Here is a 24,278-nt window from a genome sequence, read left to right as displayed (position 1 = left end):
TTGGAGGGATGCTTGTTGGGTAGTCAGGGCTGGAAACGGCAGGCGCGGCGCTCAGGCCACACCGAGCTGGTTCCACAGGACCATCACCGCGGCTCCGCGCAGGACAATGTCCTGTGCCTCTTCCGCGAGACGGACGGACACCGGTGAAGGGTCCTGGTGCAATAGCCGCTCAAGCAGGGTCTGCTGGACGGCGTTGAGAAGGGGGCCTTCCAACAGCTCCCTGGGTCCGCTGAGGACCACTTCAGCCAAGTCGAGCGCGCCCACAACGGGCGCGAGGGCGATGGCGAGCCGCTCGCCTGCTTCCCGGAGTACGACGTCGGCCGCGGCTTCCGGTTCGGAGCTCGCTGCCGCTTCGGTGAGGGCCCGTTCGAGGCTGGGAACGGACATCCAGGTTTCGAGGCAGCCTGTTTTACCGCATTTGCACATGGTCCCGCCATCGGTGCCGACCGTGACGTGGCCGATTTCGCCCGCCGCGGAGTGGGCGCCCCGGGCACGCCGGCCGCCCACAATGAGCCCTGAACCGACACCGCGCCCGATTTTCACAAGGACCATGTCATCGCTGCCGCCGCCGAAGGTGTGGTCCGCGTGGACTGCCGCGTCGGCGTCGTTGGAAACGAGGGTCGGCAGGCCAGTGCGCTCCTGGAGGAGATCGCGAAGGGGGATATCCTTCCATTCGAAGTTGGGGGCAGTGGTGACAACGCCGTCCGCGTTGACGATGCCGGGGGTTCCGACGCCGATTCCGAGCAGTGTGGCGGTGGCTCGGCCGACGGCCTCGGAAGCGAGCTTGAGGACCTGGTTGACGACGTCCAGTCCGGTCTCCTCGGAGAGCGAGCGCTCGACCCGATCGAGGATGTTGCCGTCAAGGTCAAGGACGGCCGCGCGCAGCACGGAATTTTCGGCCAAGTCCATGCCGATCACTTGAAGGCCCTGGCGATTGATGTCCACCAGGATGGCCGGCTTGCCCGGGCGGACCTCATCCGATTGGCCCAGCTCCACCACGTGGCCTCGTTCCAGGAGGTCCGAGACGAGGTCTGATACCGTGACGCGGGTCAGGCCCAGGGTCCGGGAGAGTTCCGCACGGCTCATCGCCCCTGCCGAGTGGAGCGTCTGGCGCACCAAGGAGAGGTTGTGGGCCCGCCCGTCGGAAGGCAGGGTTGCAGCGCCGGTTCGATCGGTGCGCTGACGGTCGGTGCGCTGGCGGTCACGAAGGGCTTCCATGCAAGTTAGTAAACTCTACTAACAATCAAAGATCAAGGGTTTCCGCAGATTGTGTGGAATCAAGGCGCTCGCGCGAGCCCCACCCTCAGCTCAGCGGAACGGTGGCGATTTCCGTCTTGTTGGGTGACTTGACGGGCAGGATCACCAGCAGGCCGGCCAGGAGCACCACCATGATGCCCAGGATTCCCCAGCGTTGGGCCGCGCCCGGGGCCACAAGAGGGGCCGCCAGGGTGATGCACAAGGTGAAGAGCGCCGGTGCCAGGAAGCTCACGGCCCGGCCGGTGGTGGCGTAGAGCCCGAACAGCTCGCCGGATTCGCCGTCAGGCGCCAGCCTCGCGAGGTAGGCGCGGGAGGAAGCCTGCGCTGGTCCCACGAAGAGGCAGAGGAATAGCCCGAACACCCAGAACGTAGTGCTGCCTGCCCAATGGGCTCCGAAGAACACGTAGTCGCCGTTGCCGAGAACCAGGATCGCGGTGCCGGCTACCAGGAGTCCTAGAAGGGAGATGACGATGACGGCCTTGGGCCCGATCCTGTCGTCCAGGAATCCGCCGATCATGGCGCCGACGGCGGCCACCACGTTGCCGAAAATCGCGAAGAAGATGACTTGTTTGAGCTCGAAGCCAAAGGTCCCGGCAGCAATGACCCCGCCGAAGGTGAAGACCGCCGCCAGGCCGTCGCGGAAGATGGCGCTCGCGAGCAGGAAATAGATGGTGTGCGGGCTGGTTCGATAAATGGCCTTGATCCTGCGGACCAGCAAACCGTAGGAGGCAAGGAACCCGAGACGGGATTCCGGTTTCTTGACGGAGAGTTCCGGAACCGCGAAAAGGACCGGTAGCGCGAAGATGAAGAACCAGAGTGCGGAGAAGACAGCCACGAGCCTGATATTCAGGCTGTCCTGGGTGGAGGCCCCGAACCACTCGAAGGATGGTTGGACGAATAGCTGCAGCACCACGAGCAGCGCGATAATCCCGCCCAGGTATCCCATCCCCCAGCCGAAGCCGCTCACTTTGCCGATATTGGCGGGGGTGGAGATCTGGGCCAGCATGGCGTTGTAATTGACGCCCGCGAACTCGAAAAACACATTGCCGAGCGCGATCAATGAGACGCCCAGGAGCAGGAACTCCGGCTTGGGGAAAACAAAGAAGCACGAGCCAGTCAGGACGGCCACGAGCACGGTGTTGACTCCGAGCCACAGTTTCCGGCGGCCCCCCGAGTCGGAACGCTGACCGGTGACAGGCGCGAGGATCGCAATCGCGACGCCGGCAATCGCCAGCGCGGCACCCAACGTCGCCGACGCGGAGTCTTCGCCGCCAAACGCCTTGGACGTCAGGTAGACGGTGAACACGAAGGTGGTCATGACGGCATTGAATGCCGCGGAACCCCAGTCCCAGGACGCCCACGCAAGGATCTGGCCTTTGTTCGACAGGGCAGGCCCTGAAGCAAGCTCGGATGCCGGGTGCGGGGCCTCAGGCGCAGTTGCCATGTTCATGCTTGATAAACTACCTGCACCGAACCCAACGTTTGACCGCCTGCTCCAACTTTTGACAACTCATTCCTGACTTTGCGGAGATTCCAGTGATCACAGTCCTTGCCGTGACCTTTGCAGCGGCAACTGTGGCGCCCTGGATCTTCCGGAAACTTCAGCGGAATGCCTTCTACGTCCTTGCAGCGGTTCCCGCGCTCGCATTTATCTGGCTGCTCCTGCAGTATGACCGGATCTATCCCGGAAAAGGCGGGGACCCCACCGGCGGCTTCATCGAAGAAACCCTCCCGTGGATTCCGAACCTCAAGCTTGAATTCGCCTTCCGCATGGACGTCCTGGCGTGGGTGATGTCCCTTCTGGTCCTGGGGGTCGGCGCGCTGGTTCTGGTCTATTGCGCCCGGTACTTCAAGAACAAGGATGCCGACCTCGGCGGGTTCGGGGCGCAACTTCTTGCCTTCGCCGGGGCGATGTTCGGCCTGGTGACGGCCGACGACCTGCTGATGATGTTCATCTTCTGGGAACTCACTACAGTCCTGTCCTATCTGCTGATCGGCTATGCGCGCACCCGCCTTTCCGCACGGCGCTCGGCTTTGCAGGCCCTCATGGTCACCACCGCTGGCGGCCTGGCCATGCTCGTCGGCCTCATCATTTTGGGCCAAGTGGCCGGAACATACCGGATTTCGGCGATCATGACTCAAGCGGCCACCCTCGTCACGGGACCCGCACAAGGTGCGGTTGCTGCCGCCGTCGTACTCATCTTGGTAGGTGCGATTACCAAATCGGCGCTGGTCCCTTTCCACTTCTGGCTCCCGGGTGCCATGGCCGCCCCCACCCCGGTGAGCGCCTACCTGCATGCGGCGGCCATGGTGAAGGCCGGGATCTACATCGTCGCCCGAATGGCGCCGGGGTTCAGCGAAAGCCCGTACTGGTTGCCGCTGGTGCTCGGGCTCGGCCTGGCAACGATGCTGGTGGGCGGCTACCGGGCGCTCCGGCAGACTGACATCAAGCTCATCCTCGCCTATGGAACCGTCAGCCAGCTCGGGTTCCTCACCATGGTGGTGGGCCTCGGCCGGCCCGACGCCGCGCTGGCCGGACTCGCGCTGTTGCTGGCACACGGTCTGTTCAAGGCCGCGTTGTTCCTGGTGGTGGGCATCATCGACCACCAATCCGGCACGCGCGATATCCGCAAGCTCTCGGGGGTGTACAAGTCCTCGAGGGCACTCGCCATTGTGGCGGGCATTGCCGCCGCATCCATGGCCGGAATACCTCCGCTGGCAGGTTTCGTGGCCAAGGAATCCGTGTTCGAAGCGTTCGTCCACTACGGCACTGGCGCTGCTTCCCAGCCATGGGGGCTGGTCCTCCTGGTCGGCCTGGTCCTGGGGTCCATTCTCACGTTCGCTTATAGCGCCCGCTTCATGTGGGGTGCTTTCGCCACCAAGCCGGGCGTGGACCGGACGCCCTTCAAAGCCATCCAGCCATCGTTCCTGGCGGCGCCCGCCATCCTGAGCTTTCTCACCATCGTGTACGGCCTGTGGCCGGATCCCGTTGACGGCTGGATCCAGCCGTATGCGGCATCATTTGTAGCGCCCGACGCCGGATCAAACGCAGCCAGCGCCAGCCATCTTGCGCTGTGGCATGGCCTGACTCCCGCCTTGGGACTGACAGCCCTGACCTTCGCGGCCGGCGTCGTGATGTTCTATGCCCGAAATCTCGTGTCCCGGGCGCAGAACCGCGTCCCGGACTGGGTGGACGGTGACCGCGCCTACCAGCGCACCATCGGGGCCTTGGACGACGTCGCCGTGTGGGTCACCGGGCGTACGCAGCGCGGTTCCCTCTACTTCTACCTGGCGGTTATTCTCACCGTGGCGTTCGCCGTCCCGCTCACGGCACTCATCGTGGCCAACAAGCCGCTCCCGGGCGGTCTCTTTCTGATCGACCCGAATTCTCCGCTTCAGCTCATCGCAGCGGCAGGAATTGTTGTTGGCGCGCTCGCGGCGGTCCGTGCCAACAAGCGCTTCCTCGCCGTGCTCATGGTGTCTGTCACGGGCTACGGCATTGCGCTCATGTTCGCGTTGCAGGGAGCCCCGGACCTCGCCTTGACGCAAATGCTCGTGGAGACCATCATCCTCGTGGCCTTCGTTCTGGCGATGCGCAGCCTGCCTCCGGAGCTCCGGGACCGCACCGGCGGCAAATACCGGGTGGTTCGGGTCATTATCGGTGTGGCGTTCGCGGTCACCATGATCTTCGTTGCGATCTACGCGATGGGCGCACGCATCGCCGAGCCCGTGTCGCTCTCGTTCCCCCGTCTGGCCTACGAAGGCGGCGGCGGACTCAACGTGGTCAACGTGACGCTGGTGGACATCCGGGCGTGGGACACCTTCGGTGAGATCTCGGTGCTGGCAGTCGCCGCTACCGGCGTCGCGAGCTTGATCTTTGTCCGCAGCAGGGGTGAGCGCCTCAACAAAGCCGCCACGATTCCCGAGGGCACGGTGGGAAGGCGCGCCGCCGCCGGGGGCAGTTCGCGCGACGACGCCTCGCTGGCACTCGTCCGCAAGTTCGCGGGCTCCCTGACGGACCCTTGGCTCGTGGCCGGCCGAACCCTGGCACCGGAACGGCGTTCCATCATCTTCGAAGTGGTCACGCGGCTGATTTTCCACTCGATGATCGTGTTCTCGGTGTACCTCCTGCTGGCGGGACACAATCTTCCTGGAGGCGGCTTCGCCGGCGGACTCACGGCCGGACTCGCCCTGACCATCCGCTACTTGGCAGGCGGACGGTTCGAGTTGCGGGAAGCCGCACCGATCAGCGCCGGCATGCTGCTGGGAACCGGTCTTGCGACGGCGGCCGCGGCGGGCTTCGTCCCGCTGCTGCTGGGCGGCCAAGTGTTCCAAAGTGCCATCATCGGGTTCTGGCTACCGCTGTTCGGTGACATCAAGTTCGTGACCTCGACGGTCTTCGACATCGGCGTGTACCTCGTGGTCGTAGGGCTGGCCTTGGACGTGCTGCGCAGCTTGGGAGCCGAGATCGACGAACACTTCGAAGAGACCGCCGGCGGAGACGCTCGGGATTCCCGGTCCGAAGCCGCCACCGCAACCGCAACTGCGGCAACCACAGCAACTATTACGCCAGGGAAGGGGACCCCATGAGCGTCAACTTGACCTTGTTGATCGTCATGGGAGTGCTCTATGCCTGCGGAATTTATTTGATCCTGGAACGCAGCCTGACGCGCGTCCTCCTGGGGCTTATGCTCCTGGCCAACGCAACCAACCTGTTGATCCTCGCCACGGGCGGATATGCCGGGCTGGCCCCGCTGTTCAACAAATCGACGGATCCTCGCGACTACAACGATCCTTTGCCGCAAGCCTTGATCCTGACGTCGATCGTGATTTCCTTCGCGGTGACGGCATTCATGCTCGGCATCATCTACCGGACATGGGCGTTGGCACGTCAAGACGACATCCAGGACGACGCCGAAGACCGGCGTGTGGCGAAGACACCCAGCTTTGACGCCGAAGACGACTCCGTGGTTCCTGAGGAAACGTCCGAATTCCCGGTTACGGCAGTCACCGAAGCAGCCAAGGAAGGGGGCCTCCAGTGAACATCGCCAGCTTGGCGCCGCTCGCCGTCGTACTTCCCATCCTCGGCGCCGCCCTGACGTTCGCCCTGAACAGGAATCCGCGGGCCCAACGCGCGGTCAGCATCGGTTTATTGTCCCTGACCTTGCTCCTGGAATGCTGGCTCCTTGCCTCGGTATGGACCACGGGCACAGCATCCGTCACCCTGGGTGGCTGGCAGCCGCCGTTTGGCGTGGTGATGGTGGTGGACCAGTTCTCCTCGCTCATGCTGGTGGTTTCCTCGGTCATCAGCCTGGCGGTGCTCATCTACGCCACCGGCCAGGGCATGGCCGACGGCGACCGAGAGGCGCCGGTGTCGATCTTCCACCCGACTTACTTGATCCTGGTAGCCGGAGTCTCGAACGCCTTCCTCACAGGTGACCTCTTCAACCTGTACGTGGGCTTCGAGATCCTGCTGACCGCGAGCTACGTGCTCATGACGCTGGGCGGCACCGGTCCGCGCATCCGCGCCGGGGTCACGTACGTGGTGGTTTCGGTTGTATCTTCGGTATTGTTCCTGATCGCCATCGCGATGATCTACGGAGCCACCGGGACCATCACCATGGCGGATCTCGCCATCAAGCTGGCCGAATTGGATCCGGGCACCAGGAACCTGCTCCACGTCATGCTGCTCGTGGCCTTCGGCATCAAGGCTGCCGTGTTCCCGCTGTCCTTCTGGCTGCCTGACTCGTACCCGACCGCGCCGGCACCGGTCACTGCCGTGTTCGCCGGCCTGCTCACGAAGGTGGGCGTCTACGCGATGGTCCGCACGGAGACCCTCCTTTTCCCGGGCGACACTTTGAATACCCCGTTGATGGTGGTAGCGCTCCTCACCATGCTGGTGGGCATTCTCGGCGCCATTGCCCAGAGCGACATCAAACGATTACTCTCCTTCACCCTGGTCAGCCATATCGGCTACATGGTGTTCGGACTGGCCATGGCTTCCGTTGCGGGGCTTGCTGCCGCGGTCTTCTATGTGGCCCACCACATCACGGTCCAAACGAGCCTGTTCCTGGTGACCGGCTTGATCGAGCGCCGAGGGGGCAGCTCGTCCATGGACAGGCTCGGTGGGCTCGCCAAGCTGTCTCCGCTCCTCGCGCTCTTGTTCTTCATTCCAGCGATGAACCTCGCGGGAATCCCGCCCTTCTCCGGGTTCCTGGGCAAGCTCGGGCTCCTCCAGGCAGGCATCGCCCTCGGGACACCCCTGGCCATTACCTTGGTGGTGGGCGGCGTGGTCACGAGCCTCTTGACCTTGCTGGCAATTGCCCGGGTCTGGAACCGCGCATTCTGGCGGAAGCCCGAGGACGCGGAATACCCGGCCGCCGCCCTCAAGGACACGGCAGCAGTCGGCCTGCTTCCGCGGACCATGGTGGGGCCAACTGCCGCGCTGGTGGTCTTTGGCGTGGCGCTGACCGTCTTCGCCGGTCCACTGTTCCAATTGGCCGGAAACTCCGCGGAACAGATGCTGGACCGTACTGCGTACATCCATTCCGTGCTCGGCGGGAATGCGAAGGTTCCGGAGATCGCTGCGCCGGTGCCGGGAGGTGGCAAGTGAGCCGCAAGCGGATTTCGTTCCGCACCGAGTTGCCCCTACTGGTCTGGCTAGTGGTCGTCTGGGGTGCGCTTTGGCGGGACTTCAGCCCGGGCAACTTGGTGTTCGGTGCGCTGATCGCAGTGGTGGTAGCCAGGGTCTTCTACTTGCCTCCTGTGGAGCTCAGCGGGCGATTCAATGTGCTGCGCGCCATTCCTTTCGCCGGGGTGTTCCTTGCCAAAGTGGTGGCCGCGAGCTTCCAAGTCATGTACCTCGCGGTATTCCGGGGGCCTTCGGTAACCAATGCCGTGGTCGCGGTTCCCCTGCGTAGCCATTCCGACCTCATAATGACCGCCACAGGCCACGTGATTTCGCTGATTCCGGGTTCCTTGGTGGTGGAGGTGGATCGCTCAACGTCCACGCTCTATATCCACGGGCTCAATGTCCGCAACGATGTGGACACCGCCAAGCTGCGCAAGGAAGTCCAGGACACGGAGGCCTCGCTGATCCGGATCATGGGTACCCGAGCGGAAATGGACGCACTCCAGGCCGAAGGCTGGCCTGCGACGAGGGGAGTTGGCTCATGAAAGACATCGTGCTGATCGTCACGGCGGTGATTCTCAGCCTCGCGGCGGCAGGCGCGATCTACCGGATCGCCGTCGGGCCGTCCCTGCTGGACCGGGTGCTTGCCTCGGACGTCCTGCTCGCCATACTGGGCGCCGCGCTGGCCATCGACATGGCCGTCAACAGGCACCTCAACAACCTCGTGCTGCTCGTCGCGCTGACGCTGATCGGGTTCGTTGGCTCGGTGACGGTGGCCCGCTTCGTGGCCGACCGAAGGGGACAGGTCAATGACTCCTAATGCCACCGGAGTTGACGCAGTGATCGATGCGGTCACCGCAGTGCTGCTGATTGTTGGTGCGCTGATGTCATTGGGCGCGGCAATCGGCCTGTTGCGGTTCCCGGACCTCATGAGCCGCATGCACGCGGCCACCAAGCCGCAAGTGTTGGGGCTGTTCCTCGTCTTGGCGGCCATCGGGCTGCAGATGCGCGAATGGTGGGTGTGGCCGATCCTGGCGGTGGCCTGGATCTTCCAGCTGCTGACCGTGCCCGTATCCGCACACATGGTGGGCCGCGCAGGCTACCGGACCAAGCACCTCCACCGCGAGTTGCTGAGCATAGACGAACTTGAGGCCGTGGTGCTGCGGGCTGCCGGTCAACGGGCAGCGGAGAAAGCTCAGGAAACGGGACCGGCAATGCCCCACACCGGGAACGGCGGGAGCCCAGCGGCGAACGGCCGGGACGGCGGGCCGTCAGCCTAGACGATGTCCTGCGTCTTCGAGAAACGCGAGATGGCGCGCTGTGTACTGCGGCTTGCGAAAACCTGGATGACTGCGCTGACGGTCGCCGAAATCAGCGCAAAGGTCAGCGCCGAGCGCAGGCTTGCCTCCATGTCGTCGTGACCCTTGGGAGGCTTCTTGCCGGTCGACTTTTCCCACAACGCATTGACGATCTTGGTGCCGACAAAGCCTGCGCCGATGCTGACGCCAGTGCCGAGCAGCTTGATGAGGAGGTTCATTCCGGGACTCCTTGCGGGAGGAAACAGGACCGTCCCCAGCCTAACCCCACTTCAGGGCAGTTCCGGAGCAACGGTTGGGGATTGGCGCCTCAGCCGGAAGAACTCCTCCAAAGCTCCAGGCTTTGGACGGACGGGCACGATGTCACGGTCCTCGGCCAGTATCGCTTCCACCGTGCCGAGAGCGAGGAGCTCATCCAGCAGCGCCAACGTGGGCGGCATGAGCTTAAGGGTTCCGGCGGCTTCGGCATCCAGGATCCCGCGGACCGGCATCCACAAGGACGATGACGCTTCCGTGGTTTGGTGCCTTGGTTCGGCACCGGAAAGCGGGCAGGCAAGGTAGAAGTATGTGTCGAAGCGCTTGGGCTGGTCTGCGGGGGTGACCCAGTTGGCCCACGGGCGGAGGGTGGCGGCGTCGAGCTTCAGCCCGGCCTCTTCGAACACCTCGCGCTGTGCGGCCGCCAGCACCCGGCCGGCGTTGAACCGGGCCGAAGCGGGCTCGACGGCGATGCTGCTCCGGTGCCATGCGGCGGTGTGCCGCTCGACGACGTCGTCCTCGAAGTCCCAGCCGGAGCTGTCCGCCTGGTCCACTCGTCCCCCGGGGAAGACGACCATGCCCGCGGCGAAATCCATCGTGGTCACGCGGTGCTGCACGAACACCTCCAGGCCGCGCCCGGCATCCGCCGGAACCTCCGGGTCTGACTGAACCGTGTGAACGGGGGCCTCGCGGACCAGGATCACGCTCGCGGCGAGCCTAGGTTCGGCCACCGTGGTGCTGTTCGCTTCGTCAATGCCTGCCAAGACCGCTCCTTTGCCCGCGTTGCGTCACATTCTGCTGGATCATTCTCCCAGCTTCTGCGCCCGCCCGCGCCATTCCGGGCCCTGCCCGCGTCCGGCCGGCGAGTGATCCAGCAGAATCCGTCGTGTGACCGTTCCGCGTAGGCCAGCACAGCGCCCGCAACCCCGCCAAGGTGTAAACTGAACCACGCCCAAAAGGGTGGATTGATAACGACAGGGGAGCGCCGCCGTCGGGCTCGCAGCAATGCGGTACGGATGACGGGCGCTGAGAGTGCGGACAGCCGCAGACCCTCGAACCTGATCCGGCTAGTACCGGCGCAAGGGAGTCGAGTTCTCATAGTGTCCGGACCGGCGCGGCGGAAGCCGCTCGCAGGCAACCGGAAACACTTTCCCCTCCTGTTCCTCAGGAGGACAAAATGACTGGTATTTCTGCAAGGCCGGGCCTCACCAAGCCTGGTTACAACTGGCGCGTCGTGGACATCGTCGTGGCGGCACTGATCTCGATCGCCGGTGGCGTGATCTTCTGGGCATGGGACCAGATGGCTCTGGTTGCTACGCCTATGTCTGCCGGCTACCCGCCGCTGAGCGGCCTGATCGCCGGTGGCTGGATGATTCCGGCAGTGCTGGGCATGCTCATCGTCCGCAAGCCCGGTGCGGCAATTTTCTGCGAGACGGTGGCCGCCACCAGTGAGCTCATCATGGGTTCGCAGTACGGCACCACGGTCCTGATCTCGGGCCTGCTCCAGGGTCTCGGCGCGGAACTCATCTTCCTGGCCTTCATGTACAAGAAGTTCAACCTGCCGGTGTCCCTGCTGGCCGGTGCCGGCGCGGGCCTGTTCTGTGGTTTGAACGACTCCTTCCTGCCGTGGGGCTGGAACATCGCCTACGAACCCGTCGACAAGCTCGCGTACATCGTGTTCTGCACGATCTCCGGTGCCGTCATTGCCGGAGCCCTGTCCTGGATCGCGACCCGCGGCCTGGCCAAGACCGGTGTCCTGAGCGCGTTCGCGTCCCGCAAGGCCGCCTCGGAGCCCGTCTTTTCCTGATGCCCAGTCCTGATTCCGGCACCCCTGCTACTGTGCGACCCGCCGCCATTTCCGCGCAAGGCTGGGGCTGGCGGCACGCTGGCCGCACCACGCAGGCCATCCACGCCCTCGACCTGGACATCCGCCCAGGCGAGCGTGTGCTCCTGCTCGGCCCCTCGGGCGCGGGCAAGTCGACGCTCCTGCACGCCTTGGCGGGCGTATTGGGCGAGGAAGGTGACGACGCCGACGAGACCGGCTCGTTGCTGGTGGACGGCGTTTCGCCGAAGGCCCAGCGGGGCCGTGCCGGACTCATGCAACAGGACCCCGAAACCCAGGTGGTGCTTTCCCGGTTGGGCGACGACGTCGCGTTCGGCGCCGAGAACCTTTGCGTGCCGCGGGAAGAGATCTGGACGCGGGTCCATGAAGCGCTCGACGACGTCGGGCTGCGGAATAGTGCGAGCGGCAACTTTGCGCTCGACCACCCGACCTCGGCCCTCTCGGGCGGGCAGAAGCAGCGCCTTGCGCTCGCCGGCATCCTGGCGATGCGGCCCGGCTTGATCCTCCTGGACGAGCCGACCGCCAACCTGGACCCCGCTGGCGTACTGGAGGTCCGCGATGCCGTCGCCCGCTGCCTGGACAAGACCGGCGCCACGTTGGTGGTGGTGGAGCACCGGGTCTCGGTTTGGAAAGACCTCGTGGACCGGATCGTGGTGCTCCAGCCGGGCAGCTCCTCGTCCGCGGGAGGGTCGACGCCTGCGGTGCTTCTGGACGGCGATCCGGACACGGTTCTGGCTCAAGCAAGGGACATGCTCATTGCTGCGGGCGTGTGGGTGCCCGGGTACGTGCCGGCCACCCGGCCACGTTCAGGAACAGGCTATGGCTCGGGGGCCGGCCCCCGGAACGCTGGGGAGCTGCTGCTCGCCACGCAGGAGCTCGCGGTGTCCCGCGAACGGCCACGGCGCCGCGGGTTCAAAACCATCCCGCCCCTTCCTGTGCAGTCCGGACTCGACGCCGAAGTGCTCGCCGGGCAGGCACTGACCATCACCGGTCCCAACGGCGCCGGAAAATCGACCTTCGCGTTGACCCTCGCGGGCTTGTTGGCGCCGGTGTCCGGCACGGTGACTGCCGCCGTCGGGCTCAGCGACGGCGCTGGTAACGACCCCTTCAAGTGGAAGGCCCAGCAGCTGATCTCCCGCATAGGGACCGTGTTCCAGGAGCCTGAGCACCAGTTCGTGACCGGCCGCGTGCTCGACGAGCTCATGTTCGGCCCCAAACACCTTGGCCATGGAGAGGAACGGGTGGACGAATTGCTGGAACGGCTGCGCCTGGGGCATCTCGTGGACGCCAACCCGTACACGCTCTCCGGTGGCGAAAAGCGCCGGCTGTCCGTGGCCACAGTGCTCGCCGCGCACCCACGCGTCCTGGTGCTGGACGAACCCACCTTCGGCCAGGACGCGAACACTTGGGCCGAGCTTGCGTCGTTCCTGTCTGAACTGCTCGACGCCGGCACCTCGGTGGTTTCCGTGACCCATGACCGGGAGTTCAGCTCCGTCCTGGGCGGCACCGAGATGCGGCTCGAGCCTGCGTTCCAAGGCGGGGCCCGGCAGGAAGCGGGTGCGGCATGAGGGAAACCCTGACCCTGCGAGGCAACAATGCACTCCTGACGCGCGCGAATCCGCTGGCCAAGTTCGTGTCGGTCTTCCTGATCACCCTGGTGTTGGCGCTGTCCATCGACCTGGTGTCAGCTTCGACGGCGCTCATCGGCGAACTGGCGTTGTTCCCCCTCGCGGGGCTCACCGTGCGCTTGCTGTGGCAGCGCGGCTGGCCCTTGATTATCGCGGCCGCGCTTGGAGGCTGGAGCACCGCGATCCTGTCGGCGGACAGCGGAAGGATACTGCTCGACGTCGGGATCTGGTCTATCAGCGAAGGCTCGCTTCAGCTGGGACTCGGGTTCATGCTGCGCGGCCTTGCCATAGCGTTGCCGGCCATTCTCCTGATGAGTTGCACCGATCCGACGGACCTTGCCGATGCCCTGGCGCAGAAGGCGAAACTGCCGCACCGTTTTGTCTTGGGCACTTTGGCCGCGCTGCGGCTCGTGGGACTCATGGCGGAGGAGTGGCAGACGATCGGCATGGCACGGCGCGCGCGGGGTGTCGGCTCGCATGGGAGCCCGCCGCAACGGTTCAAGGCCATGCTCGGCCAAAGCTTCGGTTTGTTGGTGCAGGCGATCCGTCGCGCGTCCCGCTTGGCTGTGACTATGGAGGCCAGAGGCTTCGGCGGCGGACGGCGGACTTGGGCGCGCGAATCCTCCTACAGTCGCCTGGACGTCTGGGTTCTCGCTGGCGGGCTGCTCATCGCAGCCGCGGCGGTGCTCGCGGCCCAATGGGCAGGAACGTGGCACTTCGTCTGGCTGAAGCAGCCCAACTAACTCGCATTTGTTGTCGTTTTGGGGCCTCATAACGACAACAACTGCGAGTTACTTGGGGGAGGACGTGTGGCTGGCTTCCGGTGGCCGCGAGCAACGCAACACTCAGGCTCTAGGCCGGATATCGCACGAGACGACTATTCTGCGACAAAATCGGCGAGTTGCGTCACGAAACCTCCGATTGATAGACCATCTGTGATATTTATTGGGTATGACGCAACCGACTGCCGAACATGTAGGTCTCCTTCTTCGCGACGCCCGCGGCGAAAAGGGCTGGACACAAGGACAGCTCGCTTCGGAACTGGGCACCAGCCAAAGCGCCATTGCCCGCATGGAACAGGGCAAGCAGAACCTTAGCCTCCGGATGATCGAGCGACTTGAGTCGATCTTCGGACGAACCATCGTCAAAGTCGGCAAACGGCAGATGACCCACCTGCGCGTGGAGGGCGGACGCACGCTCTTCGGCTCGGTAGACGTCAACAGCAGCAAGAATGCCGGCGTCGCATTGCTTTGCGCGAGCCTCATCAACCGCGGCACCACTATCTTGCGTCGGCTTGCCCGGATCGAAGAAGTCAACCGGATCGTCGAGGTTTTGACCTCAATTGGTGTCGAATGCACCTGGCTGAACGGCAACGATCTTCGCATCCGCCGCCCGGAGACCCTGGACCTTGCCTCCATGGACGTGGAGGCGGCCCGCCGCACCCGTAGCGTCATCATGCTGCTGGGCCCCCTCTTGGATGAGGCGGCCTCGTATCAACTGCCCTACGCCGGTGGTTGCGATCTCGGGACTCGAACCGTGGAACCGCATATGCAGGCGTTGCGGCAGTTCGGGCTCTCGGTGGAGGCCAAGTCCGGCTTCTATTCCGTGCAGGCTCCACCGGCCGACGGCGAGCACCGCACCTTTGTCCTTACGGAGCGCGGCGACACAGTGACGGAGAACGCCATCATGGCCGCCGCACACCGCAGCGGTACTACCGTGATCCGCAATGCCAGCCCCAATTACATGGTTCAGGACCTCTGTTTCTACCTGCAGGGGCTCGGCGTGGTGATCGACGGCATCGGGACAACCACCCTGAAGATCACGGGCCGCCCGGCGATCGATGTTGACATTGAGTACTTCCCGTCGGAAGACCCGATCGAGGCCATGAGCCTCATCACCGCGGGCATCGTGACCAACTCGGAAGTCACCATTTGCAGGGTCCCCATTGAGTTCATGGAGATCGAACTGGCCACGCTTGAGCAGATGGGCCAGCAGCTCGACATCTCCGGGGAGTACTTTGCCCGCAACGGACGGACTCGCCTGGTGGATGTCACTACCAAGCCATCACGGTTGCGCGCCCCGGAAGACAAGATCCATCCGATGCCGTTCCCGGGGCTAAACATCGACAACTTGCCGTTCTTCGCGGTCATCGCCGGCAATGCCGAGGGCCAGACCATGATCCACGACTGGGTCTACGAGAACCGGGCGATCTACTTGACCGAGCTCAACAAGCTCGGCGCCCAGGTCCAACTCCTCGATCCGCACCGCATCTACGTCAATGGCCCCACCAAGTGGCGTGGTGCGGAAGTCGGATGCCCTCCGGCACTCCGACCCGCAGCTTGCCTGCTGTTGGCGATGCTGGCGGCCCGCGGAACGTCCGAGTTGCGCAATATCTACGTGATTGAGCGCGGATACGAGGACCTGGCCGAGCGGCTCAACACCATCGGTGCCAAGATCGAGTACTTCCAGGACTGACCGCGTCGGATTTGGCTCGATTCGGACTTCCAGCAGAATCCTTCGGGCGGGCCGCAAAACCCCGATCTGTCTCGGCGAGGCTGCCATGGCGCACAATTGATCCGTGCGCACTTTTGGTGTGGAAGAGGAATTGCTGATCGTCGATCCCGTGACCGGCGAGCCGCTCGCCCTTGCCGACGCGCTCCTATCGGGTCCCACCCACGACGGCCTCGCCCAGGACGGTCCCGACGCTGGTCCGAGCCAGGAGAGTCCCGACGCCGGTCCGCCCCTTGAGGAGATCGACGGCCCCGATACCGGCCTAAGCCACGAGCTCAAGCTTGAGCAGATAGAAACCCAGACCCGGCCATGCCGCAGCTACGCAGAGCTCCTGCACCAGATCCGCAGGGGGCGGGGCCTCGCGAGCCATGCCGCTCGCCGCCACGGCGCAAGGATCGCCGCGTTGGCCACGTCGCCCGTGGACGCCGCGTTGCACACCACCCCGGATCCCCGCTACGCCATTATGCTCGAACGTTTCGGCATCACGGCGCACGAACAGCTCACCTGCGGATTCCACGTCCACACTTCGATCGAGTCCCCGGAGGAAGGCGTGATGGTGCTTGACAGGATCCGGGACAAGCTCGCTGTCTTCACGGCGATGAGCGCCAATTCTCCGTACTGGCGGGGGCTGGCTACCGGTTTTGAGAGTTACCGGACGCAGGCGTGGAACCGCTGGCCTTCGTCGGGGCCGTCAGCCATCTTCGGTTCCTTGGCCGCTTACCGACGTGTTGTCAGGAGGCTCATCGAAACAGGAGTGTTGCTGGACGAGGGGATGGTCTACTTCGACGCCAGGCTGTCCCGGCACGTTCCCACGGTGGAGGTCCGGGTGGCCGATGTCTGCCTCCGGGCCGAGGATGCGGCGCTCCTCGCGGTGCTCGTCAGGGCCTTGGTTGAGACTTCTGTTCGTGAGTACCATGCCGGAATAGAGCCGGCGGCCGTGCCTACGGCGCTTTTGCGGATGGCGTCCTGGCAAGCAAGCAACTTCGGCCTCCGCACCGAACTGCTGGACTTTGGAACCTTTCGCCCGGAGCCCGCCGCGGATGTCGTGTGGTCGTTGGTGGAGTACCTGGAACCTGTCCTCGCCGAACAGGGTGAATTCGACTTGGTCCAAACCGGCGTGGCAGCCATCCTGGGCCGCGGCAACGGCGCCATCGAACAGCGCGGTGTTGCCGGGCGCTGGAGCGAGAGCAACGGGAGCGCGCCCGACGCCGCCGGGCTGGCCGCCGTCGTCGAGCACGCCGTTCAGATCACGATGCGCTCGGAGAGGGACGAGAGCGACACCAAGCCGCAGCCCGTCCTCACCTGGGTGCGCCAGGACTGGCGCGAACCGCCCGGCTAGACCTGCTTGAGGGCCCTCTCCAGGTCCCCGATGAGGTCGTCCACGTCCTCCAGCCCCACTGAAAGCCGCACGACGCCGTCGCTCAGGCCAATGGCCGCGCGGCCTTCCGGACCCATGGCGCGGTGCGTGGTGGTGGCGGGGTGGGTGATGAGGGACTTGGAGTCGCCTAGGTTGTTCGAGATGTCGATCACGGCGAGCCCGTCCAGCAGCGCGAAGGCGGCCTCTTTCGCCGATCGCCCCGCCGAGGGCAGCAGTTCAAAGGTGAGCACGGTTCCGCCGGCCTTCATTTGCTTCGCGGCGAGCTCGTACTGCGGGTGCGACTTCAGCAGGGGGTACTTGACCCAGCTGATGGCCGGCTGATCCTCAAGCCATTCGGCGATCCGCAACGCAGACGCCGAGGAGTGGTTGACGCGCAGCGCCATCGTCTCCAGGCCCTTGGTCAGGACCCAGGCGTTGAACGCGGAAAGCGATGGCCCGGTGTGCCGCATGAGCTGCTTGACGGGACCGTCGATGAATTCCTTGGTACCCAGGATCGCTCCGCCAAGGACCCGGCCCTGGCCGTCGATGTGCTTGGTGCCCGAGTAGACAATCACGTCCGCGCCGAGATCGCCGCAGCGCTGCAGCAGGGGGGTGGCAAAGACGTTGTCGACGACGACGGTAGCGCCCGCCGCGTGGGCCAGCTCGCTCACCGCCGCGATGTCCACGATTTCCTGCATGGGGTTCGACGGCGACTCGAAGAACACTGCCGTTGTCGGCTCGGACAACGCGGCACGCCACTGGTCCAGGTCCGGGCCGTCCACGAAGACGGTCTCGACGCCCCAGCGGGGCAGGATCTCGTTGAGGATCACGAAGCAGGAACCGAAGAGCGAGCGGGCGGCAACCACGCGGTCGCCCGCAGCCAGCAACGCACCGAGGGCGGTGAAGACAGCGGACATGCCCGACGCCGTCGCGAAGCACGCTTCGGTGCCTTCGAGAAGGCGGAGTCGCTCCTGGAAAGTGGCCACGGAGGGGTTGCCGTAACGGGAGTAGACGAAGCGCTCGTCCTCACCGGTGAATGCGCGCTCTGCGGCTGCGGCGGACTCGTAGACGAAGCCGGAGTTCAGGAAGACGGCCTCGGACGTTTCTTGGAAGTTGGTGCGGTCAAGACCGCCGCGGACGGCCTGGGTATCAGGGCTCCAGCCGGCGGCGTCAGGATTGAAAGTCACTTAGATGTTCCCCAGGTTCGTCGGAAGTCCACGGTTTTTCCAGCCGTTCACGGTTCGCTCGCCGTAGCGGTCCGGTTCGCCCTCGAAACCCTCCAGGACGTTGTAGGCGGTGTAGCCGGCCTGTGTTGCGGCGATCGCGGCGGCGATGGAGCGCTGTCCGGAGCGGCAAAGGAAGACCAGTTCGGTGCCATCCGCTTCCGGAGCCTGCTGCGTCAGCTCTTCGATGAAACGGGTGTTGGGGATGCCGCCGGCCAGGTTCCACTGGATGAACAAGGGATCGTTTTCCGTGGCCTTTGTGTCAGGGATCCCGATGTGTGCCCACTCGCCTTCGGTGCGGACGTCCACCAGGATGGCGCCTTGTTCCAGCTTGGCCCAGGCATCGTGCGGGCTGAGGTCGCCTGCGTAGCTCATGCGTGGCCCTCGCCGTCGAACTCTTCATCAAGCTGGTCTACCGCGTTGGCAACTGCTGCATCTGCGCTCGCGATCGCGGCGGGTAGGACGATGGCCTGGGCCACAATCACGTCCGTGCCATTGAAGGTCGCGGCCGGGCTGCCGTGCAACACGTATCCCTCCGCGAGGGCGGTGGAGATCCGCTCGCAGAAATCCTTCGTGTCAGGGCCCGTGATGAGACGGTACGAGAGTTTTTCTTCGGTGGGTTCAGGCATTGGTGCTCCTCAGTCACGCTTGCAGTTCGAAAGTGTCGATACGCCGAGTAGTCACCTGAGGCACCCCGCCGGAGAGAGGGTTGCCGACCAGCAAGTCAGGGCTTCGCGCTGGTGCTCATTACTCAAGAAGAAAATAACATCCACGACGGCGGCCTGCATCACTGGCCGTCGTCATGTTCCGTAACCGGGGGTCTTAGGCGTCGGTTTCATTCGGCAGCGGTTCAAGGCTTGCCTGGATCCGGGGTGGAATGGCGTCAAACCGCGACGCTACTCCCGTAGGGGAGTGATGGAAAGTGGAACCTTGGTGCTTCCGGATTTCCAGCAACTCGTGCACGGATATCCCGGTGGCCGTGGCGAGCGCGTGCAGCGAGAGGCTGTTGTGATGAGCCAAGGCAAAAACCACACCCGACAGGGCTTCGAAACCTTCTGTCTCGTAGATTTCCTTCACCAAGTTGGACATGCCGTTTGCATCATCGATTGATCCCGCTGACGCACCAGTCGCCATGGCCGTCAGCGACCATGCAGCAGAGTCGGGGCTGATGTAGATGCTCATGTCGATACCCTACGGACTCAGGCCCGCTTGGGGAATGGGCGATACGTTTATCTTTATGGCAGCACTCACCGACCTTGACCGTCAGCTCCTCTCCGCCCTCCGGGAGGACGGCAGGGCGTCCGTGGCGAGCCTCGCGCGTAAGCTGGGCGTGGCCAGGGCCACTGTGAATAGCAGGCTCGAGCGTCTTGTCTCCTCGGGAACCATCGTCGGTTTCACTGCGAGGGTGCGCGACGAGGTCGATCCACTTGCCATTCGCGCCATTGCGCTCATTGCCGTGGAAGGAAGATCGGCTGACAAAGTCATTCGCCAACTCAGGGGACTGCCGGAGATTTGGGCACTGCACACCACAAATGGCGGTTGGGATCTCGTGGCCGAGCTGCGCACGGAAAGCCTCAGCGACTTTGACCAGGTGTTGGGCAGGATCCGCGGCATCGAGGGGATCGTCAATAGCGAGACGAGCCTGTTGCTCAGTTCCGTCCTCCGGTAGTCGTCAGCGAGACGACGACTCGTCTAAGCATTTTGCAAAGGATCAATCGCCATTTTGTACATTTTTTCAATGAAAAGTACGTACTTTGGCAATTGTGGATGCATATCGCCGCTCCGTAGCCTCGTAGCAACAATGTTTATGAGGGAAAGGAGCGCACATGACGCGCTTTGTCGATGTCCGCAATATGGTTCGTTGGACGGCCGGGCGGGGCCCGGAAACCATCATCTCGGAGATGATTCAGTACCTGGAGGACGACTTTCGGAGGTGGGAATCTTTCGACAAGACTCCGCGGGTGGCAAGTCACACGCCATTTGGGGTCATCGAACTGATGCCCACCAGCGACCAGGAAACATACGGCTTCAAGTATGTAAATGGACACCCTTCGAATCCCGCGCGCGGCTTCCAGACCGTGACGGCTTTCGGTGTCCTGTCCGACGTCCATAACGGCTACCCGACGTTCCTTGCAGAGATGACAGTGCTGACGGCGCTTCGGACGGCGGCCACGTCCGGGATGGTCGCGAAGAAGCTCGCGCGCCCGGATGCCCGGATCATGGCGATGATCGGGACCGGAACCCAATCGGAGTTTCAGGCCCTTGCCTTCCGGGCGGCCCTGGGTATTAACAGTGTCAGGATCTGGGACACGGATCCGGCTGCGATGGAGAAATTCGTCCGGAACATGGCTCCCCTCGGCCTCGACATCACCATCGCAGACTCGGCAGCCCAAGCAGTGGAGGGTGCCGATGTCATCACCACCTGCACGGCGGACAAGGCGAATGCCACCATCCTGACGGCTGCCCAGGTCTCGCCCGGCGTTCACATCAACGCGATCGGAGGCGATTGCCCAGGGAAGACCGAGCTCGACGCCGCCATCCTGGGCCTCGGCGACGTTTTTGTGGAATACGATCCCCAGACGCGGATTGAAGGCGAGATCCAACAAATGTCCGCCGAATTTCCCGTCACGGAATTCTGGCAGGTCCTGTGCGGGAACGCGCCGGGCCGCACCGCCACGGACCAGATCACGATTTTCGATTCTGTGGGCTTCGCGATCGAGGACTTTTCGGCATTGCGGTATCTCCGCGCCGCCGTTGAGGGTTCGGAATTCTTCGATGAGATCGACCTCGTCGCGAACCCCGATGACCCCAAGGACCTCTTCGGCCTGGTGCGGGCGCTTTCTCCGATCGGCTCCTGAGAAGCCCAACTGACTCGCATTTGTTGTCGTTTAGGGGCCGCTAAACGACAACAAATGCGAGTTAGTTGGGGAAGTCTGGTGCGCCGGCCCCAGAACCGGCGCACCAGACATTTAACAAGCTTGACCGGCCGCAAACTAGTTAACTACTGAGGGCATGGCGGCACAATAGGGTCGCGATGCTAAATTACGCGGCCCGCTACACTCGGATTCATGGTGGGTCATGGGGGAACCAGAACCGTAGCGCTAACACTGGCAGGGCTGCTGCTCGCGGCCTATGTGTCCGGATGTGAATATACCGACGCCGGCGATCCTCGGCCGGCTGCCGGGCCCACTCGGAGTTCCCCTCCTCGGCCGCCATTGCCAACCAAGGACCAGGCAACGGTGTCGCTCGAAGCCAGCAACCTCGTGACCGCCAGGAAGCTTCTCGGGGCCGCCTCCGGCGCGGTGATCCTGGAGGATTCCGGCACGGTGGGCGGCGCCGTTAGCGGGGTTGGAAAGAGTGCAAGGGTCGAGGACGCGGGCCCGTATACTCTGACCGCAGCCTGTGTTGGCGCCTCGGATGTCCACCTTGTCATCGCCCAGGATCCACGGATCGGCCTTGCCCCCCAGGATCAGACGATCGATTGCGCTACTTCCTACTCGCGAGTTGTTCAGCTCCAGCCTGGGTCGGTCAATGTCCAGGTTCTGGTAATGCGGGTTTATTCAAGTGCTTCCGCCACCTCAACAGGCGGGGGCGTCGCTGCGGTGAGGCTCACGGCCGGCGGCTGAAATCCTCCGGCTCGCGGGCGACGGTTATGGAATGTCTTCCGGTTCCGCCGAGGGCCCAGGTGGCCGATGCGGCGCGGGCGGGCCGGGGTGCGGGGGGTGGGGTACATGTTTGTGCAGGTGCGGCGGATGCGGACCGCCGTGCGGCGGACGCGGAGGATGCCGGGGCGGGGGTGGCGGGCCCGGTTCCGGCTCGGTCTCCCCAGCCGCGGCCTCAGGCACCGTCCGTCCATCGTCGGCACTGGTTTCCTCCGCGGCACCTTCGTCGGGGGCCTCGGTCACGAGCCCGTAATAGTTGTAGAGTTCCTGTTCCTGCGTCTCCGTGATCGCGCCGCGGTCGCTCTCGATGCGCGGGCCGTTCTTCACTTTGTCCTTGGCGAAAGCCACCTTGATCACTGAATTCTCAAGGCTGGCTCCGGAAAGCGGCGCGAAAGACTCGGACATGCCGAACAGGCCGGTCCGCACGGTGACAAAGACAGGATCCCCGGAATCACCGCTGGTGAAAACCTGCTCCACTGAGCCGATTTTCTCCCCGGCGACGTCAACGACAATCCCTCCGTTGAGGACGATGTCGTCGATGTCCTGCAGGCTGAGCATGAGGCAGATCCTTGTCGTGTCGGGGTTCCGGCTGTACGGCCGAGCTGTTCTATATTCTGTCCTGATTCTTCCGGCCCGGCGATAGGCGCCGCCACGCGCCGAACGCACTCACTGTCCGGTGACTGCCAGCACCGCTACTGCGGCAAACACGGTCAGAGGAGCAACCATCAGTCCGAAGATCGCGTAACCCTTCCACGTAATCAGGACGTTCATCCGCATCAGCCGGTCGTGCCACAGCAAGGTTGCCAGGGAGGCCCACGGCGTGATGATCGGGCCAGCATTGACTCCGATCAGCAACGCCGCCATCCGCAATGGGGTCCCCGCCAGCGGTTCTGCGAGCAGGTACGCAGGCAAATTGTTGAGGACATTGGAGCCGGCGGCACCCGTCACGGCGAGCCGAACCAGATCCAGGAAGCCCTGGCCTTGTCCGGCCACCTGACTCAGCAACACGGAAACCCCCAGATGCCTGGCGGCCTCCATCACCAGAAAGAGGCCGGAAGCGAACAGCAACAAGGACCAAGGAATCAGGGTCACCTTGAGAACCCGCGGGCGCCGGAACGCGAACACCACGCCCAGCACTACAGCCCCGGCCAGGGCAGGGATCCATACCGGGACTCCGGACACCAATGCGGGCAGCAGCAGCGCCAGAACCACAGCGCTGCACCCGAGCAGGACCCGGTCCGCCGCAGGCCTGGATTCACCGCCGGCTGGCTGGTCAGACCTGATCCGCCCGACCGGGATCCGTGAATACCGGTTGCGCAGATCCCGCCGGAAGACGATGGCGATGAACAGCAGCGGTACGACGACGGCCGCAAGGGAGGGCGCCCACATCAGGCCAGCAAAGCCGCCAGGAGTAATACCGCCAAGACTGTGCTGCGCCAGAAGGTTCGTCAGGTTGGAAATGGGCAACAGCAGGCTTGCCGTGTTGGCCAGCCAGACCGTCGTCAGTGCGAAAGGCAGGGCCGGCAGCCCGGCTTGCCGCGTAACGCTGACCACCACCGGGGTCAGCAGCACAGCCGTTGTGTCCAGGGAAAGGAAGACAGTGCTCAGCGTCGCAAAGACCGCGAGTAGCAGCCACAAGAGAATGCTGTATCCGCGGCCCCAATAACGGAGCCGGCGGGCAGTCCAAAGGAACACCCCGGCCTCGCTGCACAGCTCAGTCACAACCGTCATCGCGACGACGAACAGCAGAATGGGAGCCACTCGATCCACGAGTGCCATGAGATCGGTGAAAGGCAGGGCGCCCGTGGCGATCGCCACGGCACCCGCCAAAAGCAGGACCGCTCCAATGATCGCCAGACGCATGAACGGAGTCTATTCCCCAGCATGCGATCCTCGGACCAACAACGGCAATCATCGCCACGCTAAGCTCGGATCACGTTGATACTGACTGAGTCCCTGCCTGACGGAAAACATAGGTGCAACCGTGACGCTTGCCGAGAACATCTTCAACCAGCCCTTTCGGGTCCAATTCGAGGCATTTATCGACGAGCACCGGCGGGCGCTCCATGACTGCTTGAACGGGTTGACGGAAGAACAGTCCCGGCGGTCGTTGGTGCCGTACCGGACCACCTTGCTTGGCCTCGTGAAACACGCGACCTTCGTGGAGAAGGTCTGGTTCGACGAAGCCATAACGTGCCGTTCCCGGGCCGAGATCGGTATCCCTGCGACGCCGGATGAGTCTTTTATCCTCGATGACGGCGACACGATCGCCACGATCCAGCAAGCACACCGCGAGGCATGCGAAGCATCGCGCCAGGCGACATCGTCCTTGGGGCTCGACGAAATGCTCAACGGCAACCGACGCGGTCCGCTCCCGCTGCGCTGGGTGTACCTCCACATGCTCCGCGAGCTTGCGCAACACTGCGGGCACGCAGACATCCTGCGCGAGCAGATCCTCAGCCGGGGATAAAGACGAGGTGCTCGTCGCCGGGTTCGGGCGCTCTCGAGTCCCGCTGAGAGCGATTACTTTCCGGTAGGTAGTAGGGGAGTGTCGATTCTCGATTCCCGTAAGCAGTCCAGTAGCCATTACTCGCG

Annotated in this window: 25 protein-coding genes and 2 riboswitches; of the genes, 15 read left to right on the top strand and 10 right to left on the bottom strand. The window is 64.0% G+C overall.

Going from position 1 to position 24,278, the window contains the following annotated elements; all coding sequences use genetic code 11:
* Positions 1-51: 51 nt before the first annotated feature.
* Together ACSKT0_RS22205 and ACSKT0_RS22200 are read right to left on the bottom strand one after the other, a co-directional pair.
* On the bottom strand, positions 52-1,218 hold the full coding sequence (locus tag ACSKT0_RS22205; RefSeq protein WP_437771657.1) for an ROK family transcriptional regulator: 1,167 nt from the start codon (positions 1,216-1,218) through the stop codon (positions 52-54).
* Positions 1,219-1,303: 85 nt separating this feature from the next.
* Positions 1,304-2,707, bottom strand: a complete 1,404-nt coding sequence (locus tag ACSKT0_RS22200; RefSeq protein WP_437771656.1) for an MFS transporter — start codon at positions 2,705-2,707, stop codon at positions 1,304-1,306.
* Between the two features lie 86 nt (positions 2,708-2,793).
* On the opposite strand from ACSKT0_RS22200, the gene ACSKT0_RS22195 reads away from it, so the two are divergent.
* From ACSKT0_RS22195 to mnhG, 6 genes are read left to right on the top strand one after another with little or no spacing between them, the layout of a single operon-like run.
* Positions 2,794-5,847 (top strand): Na+/H+ antiporter subunit A, encoded by a 3,054-nt coding sequence (locus ACSKT0_RS22195; RefSeq protein WP_437771655.1) that lies wholly within the window; start codon positions 2,794-2,796, stop codon positions 5,845-5,847.
* A complete protein-coding gene (locus ACSKT0_RS22190) occupies positions 5,844-6,299 on the top strand; it encodes a Na(+)/H(+) antiporter subunit C (protein WP_437771654.1) in 456 nt (151 codons plus the stop codon). Before ACSKT0_RS22195 ends, ACSKT0_RS22190 begins: the two co-directional genes overlap by 4 nt.
* Positions 6,296-7,870, top strand: a complete 1,575-nt coding sequence (locus ACSKT0_RS22185; protein WP_437771653.1) for a Na+/H+ antiporter subunit D — start codon at positions 6,296-6,298, stop codon at positions 7,868-7,870. Before ACSKT0_RS22190 ends, ACSKT0_RS22185 begins: the two co-directional genes overlap by 4 nt.
* A complete protein-coding gene (locus ACSKT0_RS22180) occupies positions 7,867-8,433 on the top strand; it encodes a Na+/H+ antiporter subunit E (protein ID WP_437771652.1) in 567 nt (188 codons plus the stop codon). Before ACSKT0_RS22185 ends, ACSKT0_RS22180 begins: the two co-directional genes overlap by 4 nt.
* Positions 8,430-8,708, top strand: a complete 279-nt coding sequence (locus ACSKT0_RS22175; RefSeq protein ID WP_078107371.1) for a monovalent cation/H+ antiporter complex subunit F — start codon at positions 8,430-8,432, stop codon at positions 8,706-8,708. Before ACSKT0_RS22180 ends, ACSKT0_RS22175 begins: the two co-directional genes overlap by 4 nt.
* Positions 8,698-9,168, top strand: a complete 471-nt coding sequence (gene mnhG / locus ACSKT0_RS22170) for a monovalent cation/H(+) antiporter subunit G (RefSeq protein ID WP_437771651.1) — start codon at positions 8,698-8,700, stop codon at positions 9,166-9,168. Before ACSKT0_RS22175 ends, mnhG begins: the two co-directional genes overlap by 11 nt.
* Here the strand turns inward: mnhG and ACSKT0_RS22165 are convergent.
* Together ACSKT0_RS22165 and ACSKT0_RS22160 are read right to left on the bottom strand one after the other, a co-directional pair.
* On the bottom strand, positions 9,165-9,425 hold the full coding sequence (locus ACSKT0_RS22165; RefSeq protein WP_306963155.1) for a DUF4235 domain-containing protein: 261 nt from the start codon (positions 9,423-9,425) through the stop codon (positions 9,165-9,167). The two genes, mnhG and ACSKT0_RS22165, sit on opposite strands and share 4 nt — an antisense overlap.
* Positions 9,426-9,476: 51 nt before the next feature.
* Positions 9,477-10,223, bottom strand: a complete 747-nt coding sequence (locus ACSKT0_RS22160; RefSeq protein ID WP_437771650.1) for an NUDIX hydrolase — start codon at positions 10,221-10,223, stop codon at positions 9,477-9,479.
* A gap of 202 nt (positions 10,224-10,425) precedes the next feature.
* A riboswitch (TPP riboswitch) is annotated at positions 10,426-10,562 on the top strand.
* Positions 10,563-10,636: 74 nt separating this feature from the next.
* Here ACSKT0_RS22160 and ACSKT0_RS22155 point away from each other — a divergent pair.
* From ACSKT0_RS22155 to ACSKT0_RS22135, 5 genes are all read left to right on the top strand, one after another.
* A complete protein-coding gene (locus ACSKT0_RS22155; protein WP_345448478.1) occupies positions 10,637-11,266 on the top strand; it encodes an ECF transporter S component in 630 nt (209 codons plus the stop codon).
* Positions 11,266-12,870 carry an ABC transporter ATP-binding protein gene (locus tag ACSKT0_RS22150; RefSeq protein ID WP_437771649.1) on the top strand — a complete coding sequence of 535 codons (1,605 nt, stop codon included), beginning with the start codon at positions 11,266-11,268 and terminating at the stop codon, positions 12,868-12,870. The genes ACSKT0_RS22155 and ACSKT0_RS22150 overlap by 1 nt, the downstream gene beginning before the upstream one ends.
* Complete coding sequence (locus tag ACSKT0_RS22145; protein ID WP_437771648.1) at positions 12,867-13,673, top strand: energy-coupling factor transporter transmembrane component T family protein; 807 nt, start codon at positions 12,867-12,869, stop codon at positions 13,671-13,673. The genes ACSKT0_RS22150 and ACSKT0_RS22145 overlap by 4 nt, the downstream gene beginning before the upstream one ends.
* A gap of 208 nt (positions 13,674-13,881) precedes the next feature.
* The gene (locus ACSKT0_RS22140) at positions 13,882-15,405 is read left to right on the top strand and encodes a UDP-N-acetylglucosamine 1-carboxyvinyltransferase (protein ID WP_437771647.1); all 1,524 of its coding nucleotides are present in this window, start codon (positions 13,882-13,884) and stop codon (positions 15,403-15,405) included.
* A gap of 103 nt (positions 15,406-15,508) precedes the next feature.
* On the top strand, positions 15,509-16,780 hold the full coding sequence (locus tag ACSKT0_RS22135; RefSeq protein WP_437771646.1) for a glutamate--cysteine ligase 2: 1,272 nt from the start codon (positions 15,509-15,511) through the stop codon (positions 16,778-16,780).
* Here the strand turns inward: ACSKT0_RS22135 and ACSKT0_RS22130 are convergent.
* From ACSKT0_RS22130 to ACSKT0_RS22115, 4 genes are all read right to left on the bottom strand, one after another.
* A complete protein-coding gene (locus tag ACSKT0_RS22130) occupies positions 16,777-17,985 on the bottom strand; it encodes an O-succinylhomoserine sulfhydrylase (RefSeq protein WP_437771645.1) in 1,209 nt (402 codons plus the stop codon). The two genes, ACSKT0_RS22135 and ACSKT0_RS22130, sit on opposite strands and share 4 nt — an antisense overlap.
* Positions 17,986-18,396, bottom strand: coding sequence for a rhodanese-like domain-containing protein (locus ACSKT0_RS22125; protein WP_234750991.1), 411 nt, complete (start codon positions 18,394-18,396; stop codon positions 17,986-17,988).
* Entirely contained in the window at positions 18,393-18,650 is a 258-nt protein-coding gene (locus ACSKT0_RS22120; protein WP_236813293.1) for a DUF1737 domain-containing protein, read from the bottom strand. Before ACSKT0_RS22120 ends, ACSKT0_RS22125 begins: the two co-directional genes overlap by 4 nt.
* A 10-nt stretch (positions 18,651-18,660) precedes the next feature.
* Positions 18,661-18,773: riboswitch (SAM riboswitch) on the bottom strand.
* A 70-nt stretch (positions 18,774-18,843) separates the two neighbouring features.
* Positions 18,844-19,203: a hypothetical protein gene (locus ACSKT0_RS22115; protein ID WP_437771644.1), complete on the bottom strand. Its 360-nt coding sequence runs from the start codon at positions 19,201-19,203 to the stop codon at positions 18,844-18,846.
* Positions 19,204-19,258: 55 nt separating this feature from the next.
* On the opposite strand from ACSKT0_RS22115, the gene ACSKT0_RS22110 reads away from it, so the two are divergent.
* The 3 genes from ACSKT0_RS22110 to ACSKT0_RS22100 all read left to right on the top strand — a co-directional run bounded on the left by ACSKT0_RS22110 (position 19,259) and on the right by ACSKT0_RS22100 (position 21,647).
* Positions 19,259-19,690 (top strand): Lrp/AsnC family transcriptional regulator, encoded by a 432-nt coding sequence (locus ACSKT0_RS22110; RefSeq protein WP_059389854.1) that lies wholly within the window; start codon positions 19,259-19,261, stop codon positions 19,688-19,690.
* Between the two features lie 157 nt (positions 19,691-19,847).
* Positions 19,848-20,879: an ornithine cyclodeaminase gene (locus ACSKT0_RS22105; protein ID WP_437771643.1), complete on the top strand. Its 1,032-nt coding sequence runs from the start codon at positions 19,848-19,850 to the stop codon at positions 20,877-20,879.
* Between the two features lie 381 nt (positions 20,880-21,260).
* On the top strand, positions 21,261-21,647 hold the full coding sequence (locus ACSKT0_RS22100; protein WP_437771642.1) for a hypothetical protein: 387 nt from the start codon (positions 21,261-21,263) through the stop codon (positions 21,645-21,647).
* Between the two features lie 24 nt (positions 21,648-21,671).
* Here ACSKT0_RS22100 and ACSKT0_RS22095 read toward each other — a convergent pair whose 3' ends face one another.
* Both ACSKT0_RS22095 and ACSKT0_RS22090 read right to left on the bottom strand, forming a co-directional pair.
* The gene (locus ACSKT0_RS22095) at positions 21,672-22,241 is read right to left on the bottom strand and encodes a hypothetical protein (RefSeq protein WP_437771641.1); all 570 of its coding nucleotides are present in this window, start codon (positions 22,239-22,241) and stop codon (positions 21,672-21,674) included.
* A 108-nt stretch (positions 22,242-22,349) separates the two neighbouring features.
* The gene (locus tag ACSKT0_RS22090; protein WP_437771640.1) at positions 22,350-23,546 is read right to left on the bottom strand and encodes an SLC13 family permease; all 1,197 of its coding nucleotides are present in this window, start codon (positions 23,544-23,546) and stop codon (positions 22,350-22,352) included.
* 121 nt (positions 23,547-23,667) lie between these two features.
* Here ACSKT0_RS22090 and ACSKT0_RS22085 point away from each other — a divergent pair, with 121 nt between their 5' ends.
* The gene (locus ACSKT0_RS22085) at positions 23,668-24,153 is read left to right on the top strand and encodes a DinB family protein (RefSeq protein WP_437771639.1); all 486 of its coding nucleotides are present in this window, start codon (positions 23,668-23,670) and stop codon (positions 24,151-24,153) included.
* Positions 24,154-24,278 lie beyond the last annotated feature (125 nt).

The sequence above is a fragment of the Arthrobacter sp. KNU40 genome, assembly GCF_051515115.1.
Lineage (GTDB): Bacteria > Actinomycetota > Actinomycetes > Actinomycetales > Micrococcaceae > Arthrobacter.
The sequence above is the reverse complement of the archived record's forward strand: the minus strand, read 5'-3'. Positions and strand labels throughout refer to the sequence as shown.

What these genes read in the sequence shown, in the direction of transcription:
- ACSKT0_RS22205 (WP_437771657.1), bottom strand. Translation starts at nt 1,218, where the DNA reads ATGGAAGCCCTTCGTGACCGCCAGCGCACCGACCGTCAGCGCACCGAT.
- ACSKT0_RS22200 (WP_437771656.1), bottom strand. Translation starts at nt 2,707, where the DNA reads ATGAACATGGCAACTGCGCCTGAGGCCCCGCACCCGGCATCCGAGCTT.
- ACSKT0_RS22190 (WP_437771654.1), top strand. Translation starts at nt 5,844, where the DNA reads ATGAGCGTCAACTTGACCTTGTTGATCGTCATGGGAGTGCTCTATGCC.
- ACSKT0_RS22175 (WP_078107371.1), top strand. Translation starts at nt 8,430, where the DNA reads ATGAAAGACATCGTGCTGATCGTCACGGCGGTGATTCTCAGCCTCGCG.
- mnhG (WP_437771651.1), top strand. Translation starts at nt 8,698, where the DNA reads ATGACTCCTAATGCCACCGGAGTTGACGCAGTGATCGATGCGGTCACC.
- ACSKT0_RS22165 (WP_306963155.1), bottom strand. Translation starts at nt 9,425, where the DNA reads ATGAACCTCCTCATCAAGCTGCTCGGCACTGGCGTCAGCATCGGCGCA.
- ACSKT0_RS22155 (WP_345448478.1), top strand. Translation starts at nt 10,637, where the DNA reads ATGACTGGTATTTCTGCAAGGCCGGGCCTCACCAAGCCTGGTTACAAC.
- ACSKT0_RS22150 (WP_437771649.1), top strand. Translation starts at nt 11,266, where the DNA reads ATGCCCAGTCCTGATTCCGGCACCCCTGCTACTGTGCGACCCGCCGCC.
- ACSKT0_RS22145 (WP_437771648.1), top strand. Translation starts at nt 12,867, where the DNA reads ATGAGGGAAACCCTGACCCTGCGAGGCAACAATGCACTCCTGACGCGC.
- ACSKT0_RS22140 (WP_437771647.1), top strand. Translation starts at nt 13,882, where the DNA reads ATGACGCAACCGACTGCCGAACATGTAGGTCTCCTTCTTCGCGACGCC.
- ACSKT0_RS22125 (WP_234750991.1), bottom strand. Translation starts at nt 18,396, where the DNA reads ATGAGCTACGCAGGCGACCTCAGCCCGCACGATGCCTGGGCCAAGCTG.
- ACSKT0_RS22120 (WP_236813293.1), bottom strand. Translation starts at nt 18,650, where the DNA reads ATGCCTGAACCCACCGAAGAAAAACTCTCGTACCGTCTCATCACGGGC.
- ACSKT0_RS22115 (WP_437771644.1), bottom strand. Translation starts at nt 19,203, where the DNA reads ATGAGCATCTACATCAGCCCCGACTCTGCTGCATGGTCGCTGACGGCC.
- ACSKT0_RS22110 (WP_059389854.1), top strand. Translation starts at nt 19,259, where the DNA reads ATGGCAGCACTCACCGACCTTGACCGTCAGCTCCTCTCCGCCCTCCGG.
- ACSKT0_RS22105 (WP_437771643.1), top strand. Translation starts at nt 19,848, where the DNA reads ATGACGCGCTTTGTCGATGTCCGCAATATGGTTCGTTGGACGGCCGGG.
- ACSKT0_RS22095 (WP_437771641.1), bottom strand. Translation starts at nt 22,241, where the DNA reads ATGCTCAGCCTGCAGGACATCGACGACATCGTCCTCAACGGAGGGATT.
- ACSKT0_RS22090 (WP_437771640.1), bottom strand. Translation starts at nt 23,546, where the DNA reads ATGCGTCTGGCGATCATTGGAGCGGTCCTGCTTTTGGCGGGTGCCGTG.